Source organism: Halobacteriovorax sp. RT-2-3 (assembly GCF_047085075.1).
In the GTDB taxonomy this organism is placed as follows: Bacteria; Bdellovibrionota; Bacteriovoracia; order Bacteriovoracales; family Bacteriovoracaceae; genus Halobacteriovorax_A.
In genome coordinates this window covers 1-18,013 of sequence record NZ_JBKIYF010000001.1, presented here as the reverse complement: position 1 = coordinate 18,013, position 18,013 = coordinate 1, and the positions used below count along the sequence as shown (strand labels likewise).

The window sequence follows — 18,013 nt, the reverse complement described above, 5'->3', positions numbered from 1 at the left end:
TATGTGGACGAAAGAGCAGATGGCCAAAGAAGTTACAACTCTCTTTACAGAGAACTCTACGATTAATCTTGGAATTGGACTACCAACAATAATCCCATCACAACTTCCTAAGAATCATAGCTATATCATTCATAGTGAAAACGGTGTTCTTGGTGTAGGTGACAATCCGACAGAGGCCGAAGTATCGGCTACTTTAATTAATGCAGGCAAAGAAACTATTACGGTTGAAAAAGGTGCAAGCTTTTTTGATAGTTCGATGAGCTTTGGAATGATTAGAGGTGGCCATATCGATTTCTGCGTCCTTGGTGGAATGGAAGTTGATACACAAGGCTCACTTGCAAACTGGAAGATCCCAGGTAAGAAAATCACGGGAATGGGTGGAGCTATGGACCTAGTCAATGGCGCTAAAAATATCATTGTTATGATGAGTCACTATAGCAAAACTGGTGAGCCTAAACTATTACCAGAGTGCACTCTCCCTCTCACTGGAAAAAGTGTCGTTAATTACGTTGTAACTGAATGTGGAAGCTTTAAAATTGAAGATGGAAAATTTAAAGTTTTAAATATGGCCAATGGATTAACTATTAAAGAATTGAATAAGAATTTTGATAACGAGATTTTTGAGTAAAAAAAAGAGGGCCCTGCAACTGGCCCTCCATTTTTTCGGCTTCATGCCTATCTCTTGCTACGACATCCTGTCGATCAATTAAATTATAACGCACAATAATGAAAAATGCAGAAAAAAAATAAATGGGTAAACATTTCCATTTACCTTGAAGCACGTTTATAATTAAACGTAATCACAAAAACTTACGGGGAATAGATGAGTATTTTCAACAGGAATAAAGCGGCAAATAATAGCACTCATGCTTTTGAGTCTCAAAAATACAAACAAACATTTACATATTTTATTCCTTCCCCACCGGCCAGATCGACACCATATCAAGAAAAAGCATTTGATCAAGTTACTCAGTTCTTAAATGCAAAAGAGATGGCCTATCATATTGCTCATACTGCTGTTAATGACAAAGGCCTTTGGGTAATAATTGAGATTTTTGGAAAACAAAAAGAAGTTACAAAATTAATTCAAGAGCTAAATGATTCCTTTAATTCGAGTTACAGTACAGAGAGTGATTCAGAGCTTGAGATTTATTACGAAGAAAATGAAGAGTTTCATAAAGATGATAATTACAAAGCTTAATACAAATCAATTTAAAACTTTAATTATACTCCTAGGATTAATCCCTCTTATCGGATGCTCTGAAGTTGAAAAGCAGTTAAATACTTCTCAAAGTATTAACCATACTTGTCCTATTGTAGAAAAGAAAAATAATATTTTATTAGATAACGAAAAAAATGAACCCGAGATTAGTAAGATAATTAGCTCGAAATCAACAAACTCAAGCTATCGTAATCAGATATTAAATTTTACACTCTCTCAATTATACTTCTCTCCGCACGCGACTACGCTCAACTCTCATACCTTATTGATTGCAAAGGTTGCAGGAAAAGATTTCTTCATTAACAGTATTCCACAAAAACAAAATGATTTCGCTTTTTTGAATGCCATTTCTCAAATGGCAAATTTCTATAAAAAACCGCTCGCAATCAAAAATCGACTAACGCTTATCGAAAAGAACATTAGTGAATACATCTACGCCTCAAACTCTTTGGAACAATTTATTAAAGATAATCAGGCCGAATTATTTAAGAATAAAGATTTGAAAAGATTGTATTTTAGAGGTGCTCAAGGTGTACGTGAGAATGAATTATTTGCAAGACTTAGTTATGTAAAAAGACTAAGTAAATTAACAAAATTTGCTAAAGATCATAATAGTATAAATAGCTACAACTCCAACTACCTGTTTAGAAGAGGTAATTATAGTTGCTCATTTGATTCAAAACTTCATGACTCAAAAATGGCCATCTTAAAAAGGCCTAAGAAATCTTACTACAACACTTTTTCTCATTATAAAGACCAGAATAATTATATTATTGGGATTACAAGTTCCCTACCTGAGATTAATAATTCAATCAAAGATGTTCTACTGTCGAATTTTGAAAATGATAATTACACAGCACTTTGTATGAGTGAATTAAAGCAAGGTAGACGCTATATCCTACTCATGAATGGAATCACATATAATGCTCAAGTATTAACAGAACTAATTAATAACTTTCCAAGTGTTTCCTCGGCGCAAGAGTATATGAATACAAAAAGATCTTTAGTTCTTCAAAATCCAAAAAGAACAATCTCTGAAATATATGGAACGACTAAGAACGAACAAGGTACGGCACAATACTATACGCCTGCACTTGGTAAGCTTACGGTACTTGAGCTCAATAATGGATTAAGTACATATAAAGATCCAAGAAATGGTCAACTTACATGCAATTAACACTCAAGGGAGATGCCTCACAAAAGAGTTGGTCCCTAGAGGTCAACGAGTCAGAACTTGAGCTAACTGTTCTTGAATTCCTAAGAAAACATAACATACCTGTTGCATCTAGTTGTGATGGTGAAGAAGTATGTAGACTCTGCCTAATTAATGAAGATCAATTGGCATGTGGCCTACTAGTAAAAGATATCATTCAAAAGTATAATTCTAATATTACTATTTCATATTTATAAACTTATATAAAAAAGGAAAAACTATGCGTTACTTATCATTCGATATTGAAGCTACTGGACTTGAAGAAAAAGATTTAATCATCGAATTTGCAATGGTTCCCTTTTGTGCAAAAACAAAAACAATTAATAAAGAACTTCAAAAACATTTTTATATAAAATGCCCAAGCTTTGAAGAGTTAAAGCCAAATCTAAACCAATGGGTTATTGATCATAATAAAGAACTTATTGAAAAGGCCCACTCTGAAGGCGTTGCAATTGAAGACTTCAAACAAGAGCTTATTAAATATTTTGAATCACCAGAAGTTAAAGAATACTTTGGAAATAAAAAAATCACACTATTTGGAAAATCGATGAGTGCGATTGATCTTCCTTTTATGACAAGAGATCTTGGCTGGGATTTTATGAGAACTTACTTTGAGCACCGTCAACTTGATCTTTCATGTATTGCCTACGGACTCATTGATATGGACATCATACCAGCAGAATGTGAGTCAGGCTCAAAACTTATGAAGTTTTTAAATATGGGTGATGTTGCTCACACGGCACTTGAAGATGCTGTTAACACTGCTCTAATGTACTTCAAGTTATTAGACCTAGTGCTTGTGAAAAAACTCTAGAGGGTCAAAGGCCTTAGAGTCATGTCGAATTTCGAAGTGTAAGTGGTCACCAGTTGATTTACCAGTATTTCCTACTGAAGCAATAACTTGGCCACGAGCAACTTTTTGTCCCTTTCTCGTATAATTCTTATGTGCATGAGCATAGACAGTGAAGAATCCACCAATATGAGAAACGACTGTGATATTACCGTAACCTGACTTCCTACCACTATAAACAACGACACCAGAATCGGCCGAAACGATATATGTCCCTTTACGGGCAGCAATATCAATACCTTCATGAGGTCTGCCCCAGCGATGCCCATAACCTGAAGTTACACGATTAGATGATGGCACAGGCCAAAGGAAGCGAGAGCTTTGACGAAGCTTTTGATAGTTAATAGAAGAAATAGATCGTCCTTCAACACGATTATATAAAATACCATTCTTATAAGGTAGAAAGATCGTATCACCTTTTTTAAAGGCAGCACCTTTATTAAACTCTTCGATTTGCCACTCAGGGATACTAAAAATCTCTGCTAATTTCTTAGCATTATAATTATCCGTTAACTTAATATAGCGCCCATTTTTAAGGGTCGTACAACTAAGTAGCGACATTAATGTTATAAGAAATAGCAATGACTTCTTCATTCGTCCTCATTCGTTTAATTTTCAAATGAGGACAAAAATGATCAATTATTTCAAATTATTTGGAAATTTTTGCCGCCCATTCATGGAATACATCGGACGAAAAATTCAAAAGGTTTAGGAAAGAAAACGAAATATTTCCGTTCATTATGGCATGGTGATCAGATGTCGTGTCTGGATCGATTTCTAAAGGAGATCCACCAATCCAAAAATACTGACGGCCCATTTGATCTACCCTTTCATAGACTTCTTCACTGTATCTTCTCATCTGAGGAGTTGTCCAAACGATCTCTCCAACCTCATTGGCCGACACATTTGGTACATTAATATTCAACAGTGAGCACTCAGGCATTGCAAGCAATGCTTCAGACTTCTTTTCAACGAGCTCTCTAACGACTCCAGCGGCCGTCTGAAAGTGCCTAACATCATCAGATGATCTCATAACAGTAGAAACAGCAATGGCCCTTATTCCTTGAAATACGGCCTGTCTTGCAGCACCAACTGTTCCAGAATAATAGATATCTTGTCCAAGGTTGGCCCCGTGATTGATTCCAGAAATAACCAAATCTGGCCTAAAGTCTAAAACAGAGTTTATTCCAATTAATACACTATCGGCCGGATAGCCATTACAACTAAAAGTGTAATCATTAATTTTTTCTACGCGAATTGGGTCATGAAGAGTTAAGGCCTGAGATGTAGCAGAGCGCTCTTTATCAGGAGCGACAATTGCAACATTGGCGATATCTTTTAGACTTTCATAAAGACACTGAATTCCTTCAGCAGAGTATCCATCATCATTTGAGAGTAAAATATTCATAGATTACTTATTAATCAAAAGCTATTAAATAGCAAGGGCCTTTATCGTAGCACCAAAGTATTCTGATAACTTAGGAACATCAATATTTCGATAACAGCGTTCAACTTGAGATGAGATTTCAAACTTAATATAGTCAGGATCTAGTTGCTCAATAATTCCAATTGAAAGATTTGAATCCCAGTTTAGTTTCATACCTAATTCAAACTTCTCATTCTTAGAAGACATAACCTTTGTATAAAAATTAACAATGAAGCTATTTAATTGTCCCTGCTGCGCCATCTGATGAATATCATCATATAGGAAAACGACACTTTGACATAAGTGAGACTGAATTTTTTCGTAAACTTGTGAGTCAGAGATATCAAAAATAATAGAAAAAGGTTTACCAGATCTTTCCAACTCTTCTTTAGTGTGAAGTCCACTAGTACCATAGTTAATTCTGATATTTGGATGAATTTTTGCAACTTGTTCGATAATTGAATCCACTACAAATGGAGCATCATTTTCAAAATGTAGTTCAATAATATCTTCAAGCTTTAGAAGTGATTCTTTTAAAAGTTCTTCAATGACATAACCTTGGATAAAATTAAAACTCCTAGGTCTAAAATCAAAACCATAGGCCCCTTTTGCCATTTCATTGGCAAATTTAAATCCTCTTTTGTCGTATATACCTTCTAGTACAAATCTCATCCTAATAATTCTACATTAAAAACTTATTCATTGCTTCAAAGAGGATATTATTGCATGAGGTACCAACTGATTCAGGATGAAACTGCATCGTAAAAAAGAAGTTCGGGCGGTATGCCATTAATAATTCATCGTTATTGTCGAAAATGAATTGAGTCAGACTCTCCTTATTACCAGACTTATACTCTCCACTATCGATTTCTACTTTTAAGGAATTATAGCGCTGAAGCTTAGCATGAATTAGCTCAGTCCTATCTTCTCGATTAAAACAATCAAACAGATCCTCATCTTCTTCAAGCTTCATCGTAATGGCCTGACCATGCATTGGCCTAGAGCTTCTCACAACTCGAAGTTCATCAAAAATATTAAGAACTAATTGATGACCAAGACATATCCCTATGATCCGCTTGGCCTTTGAAAGTTCATCCTTAAAGTTGACACCAACACTTACAAAGGATTTTAAATATTCCTCTGGGTGGCCAGGGCCTGGCCCTAAAACGACTAGTTGATTTTCTAGGAGGTCTGAAATATTGCTTTTAGAAAGATTTCGAAAGTTTACGATATCAATATGAAAATCAAACTGATCAAAATAAGAGAGAATATTATTTGTAAAACTATCTTCAAAGTCGATAAAGACTAGTCTCACAAAGTTACCCCAAAGACTGAATCAAAATTCTTAGCATTGTAGTTAATTAAAATCTTTAATGAGATTGATTGATCAAGATTTAATTTATTATTAACAAACTCATCCTTTTGACGATATTCAATATCAAATACCCAACAATTATTAAGTGGATTGTAACGAGTTCCAAGATAAGATTCATATACCCTTTCTAATTCGAAGTCATAGTAATAACCAGTTCTAAATGAAAAGATATCATTTAATTCAAAATCAACATCAATAGTAAAATAACGTCGATCTTCAGAGAAAGAGTCGTAGTTGAAGCCTAGTTCATATTGAAATCTTTTCAAATCATGCTTCATTGTTAATGAAGTAATATGCTTACTTTCTGTATGGAAATAATACTCTGATAAATTAAGCGAAAAGTTATTAAAGTTAAGACCACTTAAAATTGCAAGCCTTGTCAGCCTATCATCAGTATCAATCGTTGACTCTTCATTATCTTCTAGGATTAAACCTTGAGAGATATTGAAATAAGCAATTTTGGAATATTCATAATTATCAAGTTGATAATTAAAATTCTTAAACATCTGATAATTAGGCTTAGGAGTTTTCTTTAAAATATTATTGTTAAACACTAATTCAATCGTATTTGATTCAGGTAAATCAGTACGAGTCGATACATCTTGAAGTGTATTATTTCGACCTCTAATAATATCTCTTTCATCAAAACGCCCATTGTCTTCAAGAAGAGCGAATTGATCCCCTAGTCTCTTATTTCCACGATATTTTTGAGCATTGTAATAAAAATGGTTCACACCGAATTTTAAACTATGTTTATATGAAGAACGATAAAGCTTTCTTACGTCTAATTCTTCTTTTTCTGTACGTGGAATTTTAGCAATTAAGTTTCTTTCCTCATCTTCGATTAAAACAGGCTTGATAATCTCTTCTTGAATATAAGCACGTCCATAAATTTTTTCGATATCGACCCACATTGAAGTATTAACATAGTTCCCATACTTATAACCGTTTTGCTTCTCAAATTTCTCTGTAGGAAGTACATAGTATTGAGCATCGAGACCCGATTCCATTTTTATATTAATATGAGAGATCGGCCTTAAAACAAACTCTAAGGAAGGGTTATAGTCAAAACGCTGAATATTTCTATAATAGAGATTTTCGTTAACAACATCTTGTTTAAAGTAATCAAACTTTAGATTTTGATAAAAGTTTATTTTTGATAGAACACCTTTCGAATTAAAAATATTAAAAGGTCTATGTCCTAATCCTAGTCTCACAGTATTTTGTACATAATCAGTATCGAAACCTTCGGGATCACTGAAGATACTATTGCTCATAAAACTAGAGTATAAGTTTGCGATAACTGAATCACCCATATAATCAGTAGAAATACGAGAGCCTTTCTCACTACCCATATAGATATTTTTTTCGAAGTACTCCTCATAATCACTTTGAATATCAAGATCTGTTAAATAAGTAGAGTTTGCCCAAAATGATAATTTATTATTTGGATGATAAAAATAGTTAAACTTGTACGCCCCCCTAATCTCATCTTTGCCACTTGGTTCAAGATCGAGCTTACCTGGCTGCCAAATTTTATCGTTTACAGTTTTCCCATCAAATTCGATATTAGAATATTTACCAAGAGAGTTACGATACTCAAGAGCTAGACCATTTCCACGCTTACCAAAAACAGTCGGTGAAAAAGTAGCATCACTATTATCATTAATTGCCCAATAAATTGGTTGCTTAAAGTAGAAGCCCTCATCAAAATCAAGACCGATCGTTGGAAAAAGGAGCCCTGACTCTCTAACCTTTCTAATAGGTAGTGAAACATATGGGATATAAACAATGATCACACCATTAATCTTAACAAATGCATGCTTTAGACTAATATAATCATCAGGCACAACTGTGACTTCTTGCCCTTGAATACTCCAAGACTCAGGACAATCTTTACATGTTGTAAACTCCGCCTCAATCGCTTTAAAAACTCCACTATCATGACGAACAATTTCCTTACCTCTTAGGACAAAGTTTTCATCAACTAGTTTTGCATTTTGTACCGAAAACTCGGCCTTTTGAAGAGAGTATGAAATCTGTGTTCCATAAAGATTAAATTTGGCACCGGCGTAGCGAACATTTCCCCAAATCTTACCAATTTTCGTCGCAAGAGAGATGCTGGCCTTTTCACCATAGATTGTATCTGTACCAAGCTTGATAATAACATTGCCGTGAGCTTCATAAGAGTTATCACTACTTTTACGATAGGCTTTATCAGAAAGAATTTGGACTTCATCATTTTCTCCAAAAGCTAAAACTTTTGGAGTATCTGCGTAGATATTATTTTGAATACTTAGTACGAAGATACTTTTGCATACAAGCGATAAAGTAATAAGAGCCCACAACAAGAAGTTTGTTGGAACCAGATCTAAGTGATTCGATATTTGATTGTTTTTCTGTGTCAATTTCCTCATTAGTACTTAATATTGTATCGAGAAAATCGTGTATTTCATACACTTTTGTGCCAGTCTTTAAGTTTTGTTGAAGTGTTTCCTTACTTAATGCTCTCTCGTGCTGAAAGCTTAAAATATTCACTGATTTAATAATACAAGGATAAGTATTATAGAGCTTAATCGTACTACTAATTTGATCTTCACGACCTGTGGAGAAACTCATCAGTACATCAAATGACTCTTTGCCCTGACAATCTGAAATACTTTTTAAAAGTACTTTATGGCCTAATTGGTTATGAGCTCCAACAAAAACAAACTCCCTATCTCCAACCAGCATACTATCCCAACGTCCAGGTGTAAGAGGCCACTCAATTTTCTTCAACGAATCCTTATCAAGACTCTGCTGAGTTGATTCTTCAAATAGCGCAACGGCCATCTGCCTATTTCTTTCAAAATATGGTAAATCACTTTGTTTAGATACAGAAGTTAAAGTGATATCATCGCGCTCACACCACTGAGAAAGAATATCTTTTAGAAATGTCTGCTCAATATTTTCAAAAAGTTTTCCACCAAAACGAGTGATTCCATATTTTTCAAATAAAATCTCTTTTAATGTGTTACCTAAAATTTCTGTATGATCTAATCCAATTGATGTAATAGCAGCAATTGGCCTTGTGAAGATATTTGTTGCATCAAAGCGCCCGCCTAAGCCTACCTCAAGAATGACAAAGTCAGTTTCATGCTTAAGTGCAAATTTAATGAAAAGAACAAATAGTGCTTCATAAAAAGAGAGCTTTAAACTTTTGATGACTTCTTCATTCTCATCTAATAATTCTGTTAGCTCTTCAATCGAAATATTCTTTTCATTCAATTTAAAGCGCTCAGTGATTGATAAAACATGCGGAGAAGTCCAAAGACAACTTGTAAACCCTGCACGTTCATATAAGTAACTTAAGCTATGGGAAGTTTCACCTTTCCCATTAGTACCACCTACGATAATAACCTTAGACCTTGCTTCAATAACGCGTCTGTCTTGAGAAAGAAAATCTCTGATATGATCTAACTTAGGTCTAAAACTCTCCTTTCCACATAAAAGTGTAAGACGTTTTAGAAATGACTCTTCAAGTTTTTGACTTTGGAAATTATCTGTATTTTTCACGGCAAGAGATATCTCACGAAAAGAAATTTTTGACTATAAAAATCTATTAAAATTGATAGCTCTTATTCTCAGAACCAATAATATTAATTCGTCCATGAGTATTAATTTTTTCAATTTCTTTCGTTAACTGGTCTAAGTAATTTGGCTTTAGATGCCCTAAGTAAATTGGAATATCTTTAGGCATCTTTGCGATCTCAAGCCCCATCGTCTGCGCAGTATGGTGACGACTATCCTTGGCCAACTGATCATAAGAATTAGGGAAACTAACCTCAGAAAAGATTGCTTTAATATTCTTGATTGTTTTGGCCTTTTGCCAGATTGCATCTGTAGGCCCGGTGTCTTGTGTAAAGATGATTGCACAATCACCTTTTTCGATAATAAAGCCAAGAGAGCCTGCAAAGTGATTCACTTTAATTGCGTGAACTGTATACTCTCCAATTTTCTTTGTTTCACCATTTTCAATATTTGAAAACTTAAGAGTTGGATCATCTTTAGTTGGAAGCTTAGTAAAATCCGGCCAAATTTCATCATTTAAAAGATGCTTTTGAATACTTGTTTGAACTTCGTTAGATGTCCAAATATAAAATGGGTCACCTTTTAAACCAAAACAATTATCGGCCAAAAATGCTAAGTCAGAAATATGATCAAGATGAGAGTGTGAGATAAGAATATTATCTATATTTATCTGTTCTTTTACACTGATACCTGTTGCAACAGATCCTGCATCAATTAATAATTTATCATCCACCAAGTACGATGTGGCCCGACACTGTGGTGAGACCCCACCGTGGCCTCCAATGACTTTAACGATCATTCTAACTCCAATTTATTTAATTTTAACTTGGATTAGAAATTTTTACTAGTAATAAGATACTGAAAAAATAGGTTTATTTAGAAGTAAGCTCTTGATAAATCTCTTGTGTTTTTCGATTTGTAATCTTTGAAAGAAGTTTTGCAAGGTTTTTCGGCGTTTGCTTACCGAGATAATTTTGGGCCAACTTTTCAAATTCTTCATTAGATGCTGTTGCTCCAGATTCTAGCTTAGGCCATGATACAACCAAAACAAACTCACCTTTTGCATTAACCAAATCAGTTTTAAATTCTTGTGCTTTAAAGCGTACACACTCTTCAAACTTCTTCGTTAATTCGCGACAAACGCTTACCTGCGCTTCTGGAAATTCTTGTGACAATTGCTCTAGTGTCCCATGAATACGATGTGGTGATTCGAAGAATAAAGATGTTACATTTGTCTGATATGCTTGTTGGAATTTTGCCGAAATCTCACCTTTTTTTCGTGGAAGAAATCCATAAAAACAGAATGGATTTGGTGCCATTCCACTTAACTCAAGTGCAACAGTAACTGCACTAGGCCCTGCTACTGATGTAACCTCACCGCCTTCATTAATGAGCTCTTTCACTAGAATATGCCCTGGATCAGAAATGATAGGACTTCCAGCATCAGAGACAAGAATTGGGTGTTGTGCCGATCTGATTAAATCAAGAAAGTACTTAAGACGATCCTGTGAATGATCATTAAATGAGACAACTTTTAAATCTGAACGCTCTATTTCTAATTTTGATAAGAGTGAGCGAAAAACACGAGTATCCTCGGCCAAAACGAGATCACAACTCACAAATGCCTGACGCATATTCTCAGTTATATCTCCAAGGTTTCCTATTGGTGTTGTTACTAGAGTCAGTTTCAAAGTTAGTCCTAATATTTAATGATTCCCCTTATTTATAACTTACATAAGAAATAACTTCCATCTAAAATCTTAATACGCAATGCGTTACAATAGTTATTAGATGCTGTTATTTTGTAGAAGAAGGAGTTTAAATGACAATGCAAGCAAGAGTACGTACAGATTCAACAGGAAATATCACTGTTCATATCGAAGGTGGAATGGATTATGAAAATATCATTCCTCTTAAGCAAGAGTTAGCTACAATCACTAACACTCACCCTACTTCATTAATCACTCTTGACCTGACGGCCCTTAACTTTGTTGGCTCTTCAGGAATTGGTGTATTCGTTGATACAATCAAAGCATTAAATAAAAGACGTGATCAAGTTAGACTTTCAAATGTTGCGCCAGAGTTTTTAAAAGTTTTCAAAATCTATAACTTTGATGCAATGGATATTCTAATTAACGAATTCGAAACTGACGATACAGAGCTTTCACAATTCTACGGTCAGAGAAAACGTACTTTTCAGAACTGATAATTTAAAAGATTCACATAAAAATCTTGGCCTGGGCGCTCTTGTTTAAAACCAATTTCGGCCGGGCCTTCTAAAGAGAAGCCATCCTGATTAATTGATCCCTGGTAATTATAACCACCACCCTGGTAGCGAGAATCTTGATAAGGACTATCATTCGTATCTGGATAATAATAATTTTCTTGGCTAGGCTGCATACGATCATTCTTTCTGTACTCATGGCTTCCTACAATATACCCACCAAAAATTAATCCAGCGTAAAGACCAAGAGATGCACCAATTGCAACTGAGCGTCCCGAAGAACCAAATGCCATGGCAGCAGTACCGAGCAGAGCTCCTCCAACGGTTCCATATCCTGCATTTAAAGCGACGATTTTCACACGAGGATCCATATCTGCTTTTGCTTGGAAGCTAGTAAAAGTTGTTGAAATAAAAAGAGTAATTAAGAATAATTTTTTAACCATATGAAAATTGTAAAAGAAGGCCTCGTTCGATGCAAGGTAAATGTTGTTCAAACTAGCGACACTATGCACGATATTTCAAAATAAGAAGAGATAAAATGAGCACTATTTAATAACCTCAACCTTTGAGACTCTGACATAAAACCGCTCGATTTAACTTCAAACAGCTTAATGAGAAACTCTCCATTTAGCTTATAAATACCTGCTATATCGACTTGCCCACAACCATGCCTACGAAGCATTGTCGAACAAACCAAAAGAGGAACAGATTCAGAGTGAACAAGTCGAGACTTTCTAAGTTCTAATGAACTTCCTTTAGCTATTTTCCTGAGTGACAAATTCTTTTACCCCTTTGAATGATTTTCGATGAATCGGGGTGATACCATAATCTTCTATGGCCTTGCGATGGACGGCCGTTGGATAACCAGCATTTTTTTCAAATCCGTAATGAGGATATTTTTTCGCCTCTCTTATCATAAGGTGGTCACGACACACTTTTGCAATGATTGAAGCAAGTCCAATGAGTGATGATTTTGAGTCACCCTTAATAATCGGATGAATATCGTTAATTTTTTTTGAAGAAAATGGAAACTTTCCATCAACAAGAACGACTGAACTTGAATCACAAAGAAGATTATGACAGCTTTTTTTCATTCCAAATAAACTCGCCTGAAAGATATTGAGTTCATCAATTTTTTTTGGCGCAACTTTCTCAACACTGTATTGAAATAGTTCATGTTCATTGAATTTTGAAAACTTCTCTACCCCCAATTCTTTGAGAATACTCTCCATTTTTTTAAGTGTTAATTTTTTAGAATCTGTCACACCAACTGAATCTAGCCTTTCGACGAGAGACTTCAAGTTATCAATTGATACCTTTACAGCACAGGTTACAACAGGGCCTGCAAGAGGTCCTCTACCTACTTCATCTGTTGCTAAGATAAATTTATGGTTATCGACAAACTGTGATTCAAACATTTTTGACCCTAAAATAAAAAAAGCCCCTATTTCTAGGGGCCCTTCTATGACTTAAATAGTTTTGATTATTTTCTATCGTAGTCAATTGCGATACGAGCAGATTTACCTGAACGATCTCTTAGGTAGTAAAGTTTCGATCTTCTAGATTTACCTCTTTGAACGATCTCAATCTTTTCTACGTTTGGTGAATGGAATGGGAATACCCTTTCAACACCAATTCCAGAAGAAACTTTTCTAACTCTGAAGTGACCAGTAAGTTTTCCAGCTTCTTTCATTGCAATAACTACACCTTGGAAAATCTGAATACGAGATTTTTGACCTTCAGTGATTCTTGCGTGAACAGCAACTGTATCCCCAGTTTTAAATGTTGGGAATGATTCTACGTTTGTGTTCTTGTAATTTTCATTTACAACGTCTACTAAATTCATTACGAACTCCTACTTTAACGTCTTGAACTTCTCAGAGGACCAACACCGTGTTGTTCTTAAGTAAGTTCTATTTCATGGTCTCAGAGGCACTATTCAGTCGATCTAAATAGATGGCAACTGCCGAGCGAACAGACAAGTGATTATACCCATCAGCACTTCCACCAAAAATTGGCTCAAGCGCAAAATGTGCCCGTTCGAGTACTTGTGCATGAAGACCCCATCCTGTACCAAATAACAGGAAGATAGGCTTTTTGTCAAGGCGCGCATTATTGATCAGGTCAGTTTCTACACCGTTATTTGATTCAAAATTTGCTCCAGTAACACAGACCAAAGGATCAACACCTTCTATCTCTTTGATTTTATTGATTCCCTCTTCCACAGAGTTTACTAGGCGTGCAATGGCAAGTGCATCTTGGCGATCAGGATTATAAGCTCCTGCATCATCTTCTTCCCAGTGTCCTAGGATTCTATTAACTAACTTATGTTGGGCCTCTAGTGGCGTTACAATAAAGTAGTTCTTAATCCCAAAAGTACGACAACTTCTTGCGATGTCGTGTATATCAAGATTCGTTACTGAAGTCGTAACAATATCATCTCTTTTATTTTTAATTGGGTGGTGTACTAAGCCTAGATAAATATTATCTTTCATCTTTGGTATATCCTTAATCTTTATTTCTCATATAGGCTTTATACAAATCTGGCCTATACTTCTTTGTATATTCTAGTTTTTTACTGTGATTGAACTCATCAATCAACTTATGATTTCCCTCGAGTAAAACGTCGGGAACTTTTATGCCATTAAACTCAGAAGGCCTTGTATAAACAGGACCTTCAATAAGTCCATCTTCAAAAGAATCAAGAATTGCGCTATCTTCATTTCCAAGAGCTTTAGGCAAAAACCTCATCATAGCATCAACAATAGTCATGACGGCCAACTCTCCACCAGATAACACATAATCTCCAAGAGAAATTATTTTAGTTACATACTGAGAAATGAAGCGCTCATCAATCCCTTCATATCGCCCACAAATAAAAACATACTGCTTATTATTTTGTTGAAAGTCTTTGGCTAACAACTTGGCTTCCTCGTTATTAAAAACATCACCACGAGGAGAAGTATAAATAATCTCTAACTGAGACTTATCAAGAGATTCTGTCTCTAGGATATGATTAATTCCACGCTCTAAAACATCTGCGCGAATAACCATTCCAGGCCCTCCCCCATACGGAGCTCCATCAACACCTTTAAAACTCTTTGGTGAAAAGTCTCCAAGGTAGAGAGGGTTAAACTCAACTTCACTACCTAAGAACTTACCAATGACTCCACTATCTTTAAAGGCAGTGAAAAATTGTGGAAATAATGTAAGGACCCAAACTTTCTTCATTTACATTAGATGTGGAATATAACATTCCACACGATTCTCTTCTAAATTAACTAATTTAACAAAATGATCAACAAATGGGATATCCACAAATTTGCCACCTACTTTTGTCACTAGAACAATGTGAGCTCCATTATCAAAGTACTTATCAACTTTACCCACTACCGCTTCTTTTTCTAAGTCATAAACATCAAGACCGACAATATCAGACATGTAAAACTCGTCCTCATCTTCAATATCAGGAAAAATATCTCGACTTACGTAGATTTCAAAAGGAAGCATATCTTCTGTAATATTACGATTATCAACACCACTTAAATATGCGATGACTTTATTACCAAAAGAAATTGTTTTAATCTCCTTCTCTTCGCCATCTTTACTTATTTTACTTCCGCTTAAAGGCATAGCTATAAAAGTTGAGCCATTTTCAAGGACACTATTCACTTTATTTTCAAGATTAAAAACAAAAGCACCTTTAATTCCATGAGGCCTAGTTGCCGTACCAAGTAAAACCATATTTTCTAAATTTTTCTTCATGCTGCCTTATACCATGCTCTCTTCATTAAATCATCATTATATTTTTCAGGTATTTAACTTGCCAATTTTGTAACCTCTCGTTTTAATATTTATATTAGATTATTTATTCATGGAGAGAATTATGAAAAAACTAATGACAGTTGCAGCTACGCTAGTTGCAATTCCAGCAATCGCGGCGACAGCAACAATTGATGCGCCAACAATTTACGGAAAATTAAACAGAGTTGCACTTTACACTGACAACGAAAACTCAAACAGAACTTCTTTTTCTGGCTTTGTAGACGTTGATTCTTCTGAGTCTAGACTAGGAGCTACAGGAAAATGGGGAACAGAAGGAATTGAAGGTACTTACGTACTTGAAATGGGCCTTAACTCAAGTAAATCAAACTCTGGTAATGATTACAGAATCAGAATGCGTCAAGCTGCAGTTGGAGCAAAGACTTCTTTTGGTACATTCAAGATGGGTCAAACATATACTCCACTTGATTATGTAATGCTAAAATCAGATCCACTAAGCTCAACAGTAGCTTCAATGGCCGGTTCTGATACTAGTGCTAGAATTGATGGAGCAGCATCAGGTGGTCTTGGTTTTAGATACCGTGCAAGAACAGACATGTTCTCTTACGAAACACCAAGTATGGGTGGTCTTACAATCGCTCTTTCAACAGATCGTGGAAATGGAAATGATAACGACCCAACAGCTAACTACGGCGATACACACTACTCAGGTCTAGTAAGATACCAAAGAAAAATGGATAAGGTAGATCTAGACGTTTACGCTGGTTATGACCAATGGGCAAGTGCTTCAACTGAAGATAGCAACTACACTCTAGCAGGTGTAAATCTTGGACTAGGAAGCTTCAAAATCAACCTTGGTTACAGTATCGAAAACAACGACACGACAGTAGCTGATAGCGAAATTAATCGTATTCTTGCTGGTATCACTTATATGCTAAATAAGAATGTTTTCTCTGTTACTTACCAAAATCGTGATGAGAAAGATCTTAATAATGACTACACTCAAATTGCAGCTCACTACAGATATATGCTTAATAAGAATATTGACTTCAATATCACTTACCTAACATATGAAGTTGATACTGGTGCAACACAAAATGATGCATCAATGGCAGCAGCTGGTGTTCAATTAAAATTTTAATTATTAGCTAAATACTTTAAGGCCCACGCAAAGTGGGCCTTTCTTTTTCACAAAAAATCACTATAATAACCACATGAAATTAGATCAAATTAAATCAATCGCTATTATGCGAACATCTGCCCTTGGGGACATTATTTGGACACTTCCAATGCTTAATCGCATTCGCAAGGCCCTTCCAAAAGCTAAGATATATTTTATAACGAGCAATACCTTTGCCCCTTTAATCGAAGGAATTGAGGATATTGAACTTATAAGAATTGATAAGCCAAAGAAGTTAAAAGACTACTTTAAATTAAAAAGTGTATTTGCCCCTTACAACTTTGATGTACTTCTATGTACACAGGCAAACCTTAGAATTAATTTTATCTACCCATTTATAAAAGCTAAGAGAAAAATTGGCTTTGACTCAAAAAGAGGACGTGATCTACAAAAAATATTCATCAATGAATCAATCCCTTTCAAGAAGGAGCATTCTGTAGACGCTTTTTTAGGCTTCGCTGATTACTTAGGAATCAATTCAAACGAAATCGAATTCAACTTACCTTTTACGACTGAAGAAGTTTCACAACTTCCTCCAAAAGACTTTATCGTTATACATCCAAAAGCTTCTTCACTTCAAAGAACTTGGTCTACAAAGCGCTACATCGAGCTTTCAAACAAAATAAAAGAGCTACACAATATACCAATTGTACTAACTGGAATTCCAAGCGATAAAGATATATGTGATTCTATTGAACAAGAATCACAGGCAGATATCATAAATCTATGTGGAAAAACATCTCTTAATGGACTTAAGAATGTCTTTTTAAAAGCTAGAATGGTGATTGCTCCAGACTCTGGACCTGCCCATATGGCAGCAGCGCTAAATACACCGGTAATAGGTTTATATACGGCCGTACCTCCAGAATACACTGGACCATTCGGTCAAATAGAAAACTGTATTAATGCCTACCCTAGGGCCTTAGAACACTACTTTCATAAAACAGAGAACGATGTCCCTTGGCGCTTTCGTATAAAAGAAGACGATATGATGAATCTTATTACTGTTGAGGAAGTACTTGAAAAGGTAAATTCAATCTTGAAGTAGTGTGACTTATTTTTTTTACCCACAAACAAAAAAAGCCAGATCATTGATCTGGCTTTTTATATAGAAGGTGCATCTTCCTAGTCTCACACCAAGTGACCCTGGCACTACCTTCGGCGCAAGCG

The 18,013-nt window shown here is 35.3% G+C and carries 22 protein-coding genes; 8 read left to right on the top strand and 14 right to left on the bottom strand.

Annotated elements, in window-relative coordinates; all coding sequences use genetic code 11:
* The first annotated feature begins 1 nt into the window (after position 1).
* The 5 genes from ACMAYX_RS00110 (at position 2) to ACMAYX_RS00090 (ending at position 3,249) form a co-directional block, all read left to right on the top strand.
* A complete protein-coding gene (locus ACMAYX_RS00110; protein WP_103216972.1) occupies positions 2-628 on the top strand; it encodes a 3-oxoacid CoA-transferase subunit B in 627 nt (208 codons plus the stop codon).
* Positions 629-823: 195 nt separating this feature from the next.
* Positions 824-1,201 carry a hypothetical protein gene (locus tag ACMAYX_RS00105; protein ID WP_103216971.1) on the top strand — a complete coding sequence of 126 codons (378 nt, stop codon included), beginning with the start codon at positions 824-826 and terminating at the stop codon, positions 1,199-1,201.
* Entirely contained in the window at positions 1,182-2,399 is a 1,218-nt protein-coding gene (locus tag ACMAYX_RS00100; protein WP_103216970.1) for a hypothetical protein, read from the top strand. Before ACMAYX_RS00105 ends, ACMAYX_RS00100 begins: the two co-directional genes overlap by 20 nt.
* Positions 2,390-2,632 carry a hypothetical protein gene (locus ACMAYX_RS00095; protein ID WP_103216969.1) on the top strand — a complete coding sequence of 81 codons (243 nt, stop codon included), beginning with the start codon at positions 2,390-2,392 and terminating at the stop codon, positions 2,630-2,632. Before ACMAYX_RS00100 ends, ACMAYX_RS00095 begins: the two co-directional genes overlap by 10 nt.
* A gap of 23 nt (positions 2,633-2,655) precedes the next feature.
* The gene (locus tag ACMAYX_RS00090; RefSeq protein ID WP_103216968.1) at positions 2,656-3,249 is read left to right on the top strand and encodes an exonuclease domain-containing protein; all 594 of its coding nucleotides are present in this window, start codon (positions 2,656-2,658) and stop codon (positions 3,247-3,249) included.
* Here ACMAYX_RS00090 and ACMAYX_RS00085 read toward each other — a convergent pair.
* From ACMAYX_RS00085 to rsmI, 8 genes are all read right to left on the bottom strand, one after another.
* Positions 3,226-3,879, bottom strand: a complete 654-nt coding sequence (locus ACMAYX_RS00085; RefSeq protein ID WP_103216967.1) for a M23 family metallopeptidase — start codon at positions 3,877-3,879, stop codon at positions 3,226-3,228. The genes ACMAYX_RS00090 and ACMAYX_RS00085 overlap by 24 nt on opposite strands.
* Positions 3,880-3,934: 55 nt before the next feature.
* A complete protein-coding gene (gene surE / locus ACMAYX_RS00080) occupies positions 3,935-4,693 on the bottom strand; it encodes a 5'/3'-nucleotidase SurE (protein ID WP_103216966.1) in 759 nt (252 codons plus the stop codon).
* A gap of 24 nt (positions 4,694-4,717) precedes the next feature.
* A complete protein-coding gene (locus ACMAYX_RS00075; RefSeq protein WP_103216965.1) occupies positions 4,718-5,383 on the bottom strand; it encodes a hypothetical protein in 666 nt (221 codons plus the stop codon).
* 10 nt (positions 5,384-5,393) lie between these two features.
* Positions 5,394-6,026: an aminodeoxychorismate/anthranilate synthase component II gene (locus ACMAYX_RS00070; protein ID WP_412469435.1), complete on the bottom strand. Its 633-nt coding sequence runs from the start codon at positions 6,024-6,026 to the stop codon at positions 5,394-5,396.
* The gene (locus ACMAYX_RS00065; RefSeq protein WP_412470040.1) at positions 6,023-8,434 is read right to left on the bottom strand and encodes an LPS-assembly protein LptD; all 2,412 of its coding nucleotides are present in this window, start codon (positions 8,432-8,434) and stop codon (positions 6,023-6,025) included. Before ACMAYX_RS00065 ends, ACMAYX_RS00070 begins: the two co-directional genes overlap by 4 nt.
* Complete coding sequence (locus ACMAYX_RS00060) at positions 8,370-9,641, bottom strand: hypothetical protein (protein ID WP_412469434.1); 1,272 nt, start codon at positions 9,639-9,641, stop codon at positions 8,370-8,372. Before ACMAYX_RS00060 ends, ACMAYX_RS00065 begins: the two co-directional genes overlap by 65 nt.
* 46 nt (positions 9,642-9,687) lie before the next feature.
* On the bottom strand, positions 9,688-10,455 hold the full coding sequence (locus tag ACMAYX_RS00055; protein ID WP_412462497.1) for an MBL fold metallo-hydrolase: 768 nt from the start codon (positions 10,453-10,455) through the stop codon (positions 9,688-9,690).
* A gap of 73 nt (positions 10,456-10,528) precedes the next feature.
* On the bottom strand, positions 10,529-11,347 hold the full coding sequence (rsmI, locus tag ACMAYX_RS00050) for a 16S rRNA (cytidine(1402)-2'-O)-methyltransferase (protein WP_412469433.1): 819 nt from the start codon (positions 11,345-11,347) through the stop codon (positions 10,529-10,531).
* 131 nt (positions 11,348-11,478) lie between these two features.
* Between rsmI and ACMAYX_RS00045 the strand changes: the two genes are divergently transcribed.
* Positions 11,479-11,862: an STAS domain-containing protein gene (locus ACMAYX_RS00045; protein ID WP_103216959.1), complete on the top strand. Its 384-nt coding sequence runs from the start codon at positions 11,479-11,481 to the stop codon at positions 11,860-11,862.
* Here the strand turns inward: ACMAYX_RS00045 and ACMAYX_RS00040 are convergent.
* The 6 genes from ACMAYX_RS00040 to rimM form a co-directional block, all read right to left on the bottom strand.
* Positions 11,853-12,323, bottom strand: coding sequence for a hypothetical protein (locus ACMAYX_RS00040; RefSeq protein ID WP_103216958.1), 471 nt, complete (start codon positions 12,321-12,323; stop codon positions 11,853-11,855). The two genes, ACMAYX_RS00045 and ACMAYX_RS00040, sit on opposite strands and share 10 nt — an antisense overlap.
* A 312-nt stretch (positions 12,324-12,635) precedes the next feature.
* A complete protein-coding gene (locus ACMAYX_RS00035) occupies positions 12,636-13,298 on the bottom strand; it encodes a ribonuclease HII (RefSeq protein ID WP_392992259.1) in 663 nt (220 codons plus the stop codon).
* Positions 13,299-13,363: 65 nt separating this feature from the next.
* Positions 13,364-13,726 carry a 50S ribosomal protein L19 gene (gene rplS / locus ACMAYX_RS00030; protein WP_103216956.1) on the bottom strand — a complete coding sequence of 121 codons (363 nt, stop codon included), beginning with the start codon at positions 13,724-13,726 and terminating at the stop codon, positions 13,364-13,366.
* Between the two features lie 67 nt (positions 13,727-13,793).
* A complete protein-coding gene (locus tag ACMAYX_RS00025) occupies positions 13,794-14,375 on the bottom strand; it encodes an RNA methyltransferase (protein WP_103216955.1) in 582 nt (193 codons plus the stop codon).
* A 13-nt stretch (positions 14,376-14,388) separates the two neighbouring features.
* Positions 14,389-15,111, bottom strand: coding sequence for a tRNA (guanosine(37)-N1)-methyltransferase TrmD (trmD, locus tag ACMAYX_RS00020; protein ID WP_103216954.1), 723 nt, complete (start codon positions 15,109-15,111; stop codon positions 14,389-14,391).
* The gene (gene rimM / locus ACMAYX_RS00015; protein WP_103216953.1) at positions 15,112-15,645 is read right to left on the bottom strand and encodes a ribosome maturation factor RimM; all 534 of its coding nucleotides are present in this window, start codon (positions 15,643-15,645) and stop codon (positions 15,112-15,114) included.
* A 121-nt stretch (positions 15,646-15,766) separates the two neighbouring features.
* Here rimM and ACMAYX_RS00010 point away from each other — a divergent pair, with 121 nt between their 5' ends.
* Positions 15,767-16,804 carry a porin gene (locus tag ACMAYX_RS00010; protein ID WP_158246790.1) on the top strand — a complete coding sequence of 346 codons (1,038 nt, stop codon included), beginning with the start codon at positions 15,767-15,769 and terminating at the stop codon, positions 16,802-16,804.
* Between the two features lie 73 nt (positions 16,805-16,877).
* A complete protein-coding gene (locus tag ACMAYX_RS00005) occupies positions 16,878-17,891 on the top strand; it encodes a glycosyltransferase family 9 protein (protein WP_412462495.1) in 1,014 nt (337 codons plus the stop codon).
* Positions 17,892-18,013 lie beyond the last annotated feature (122 nt).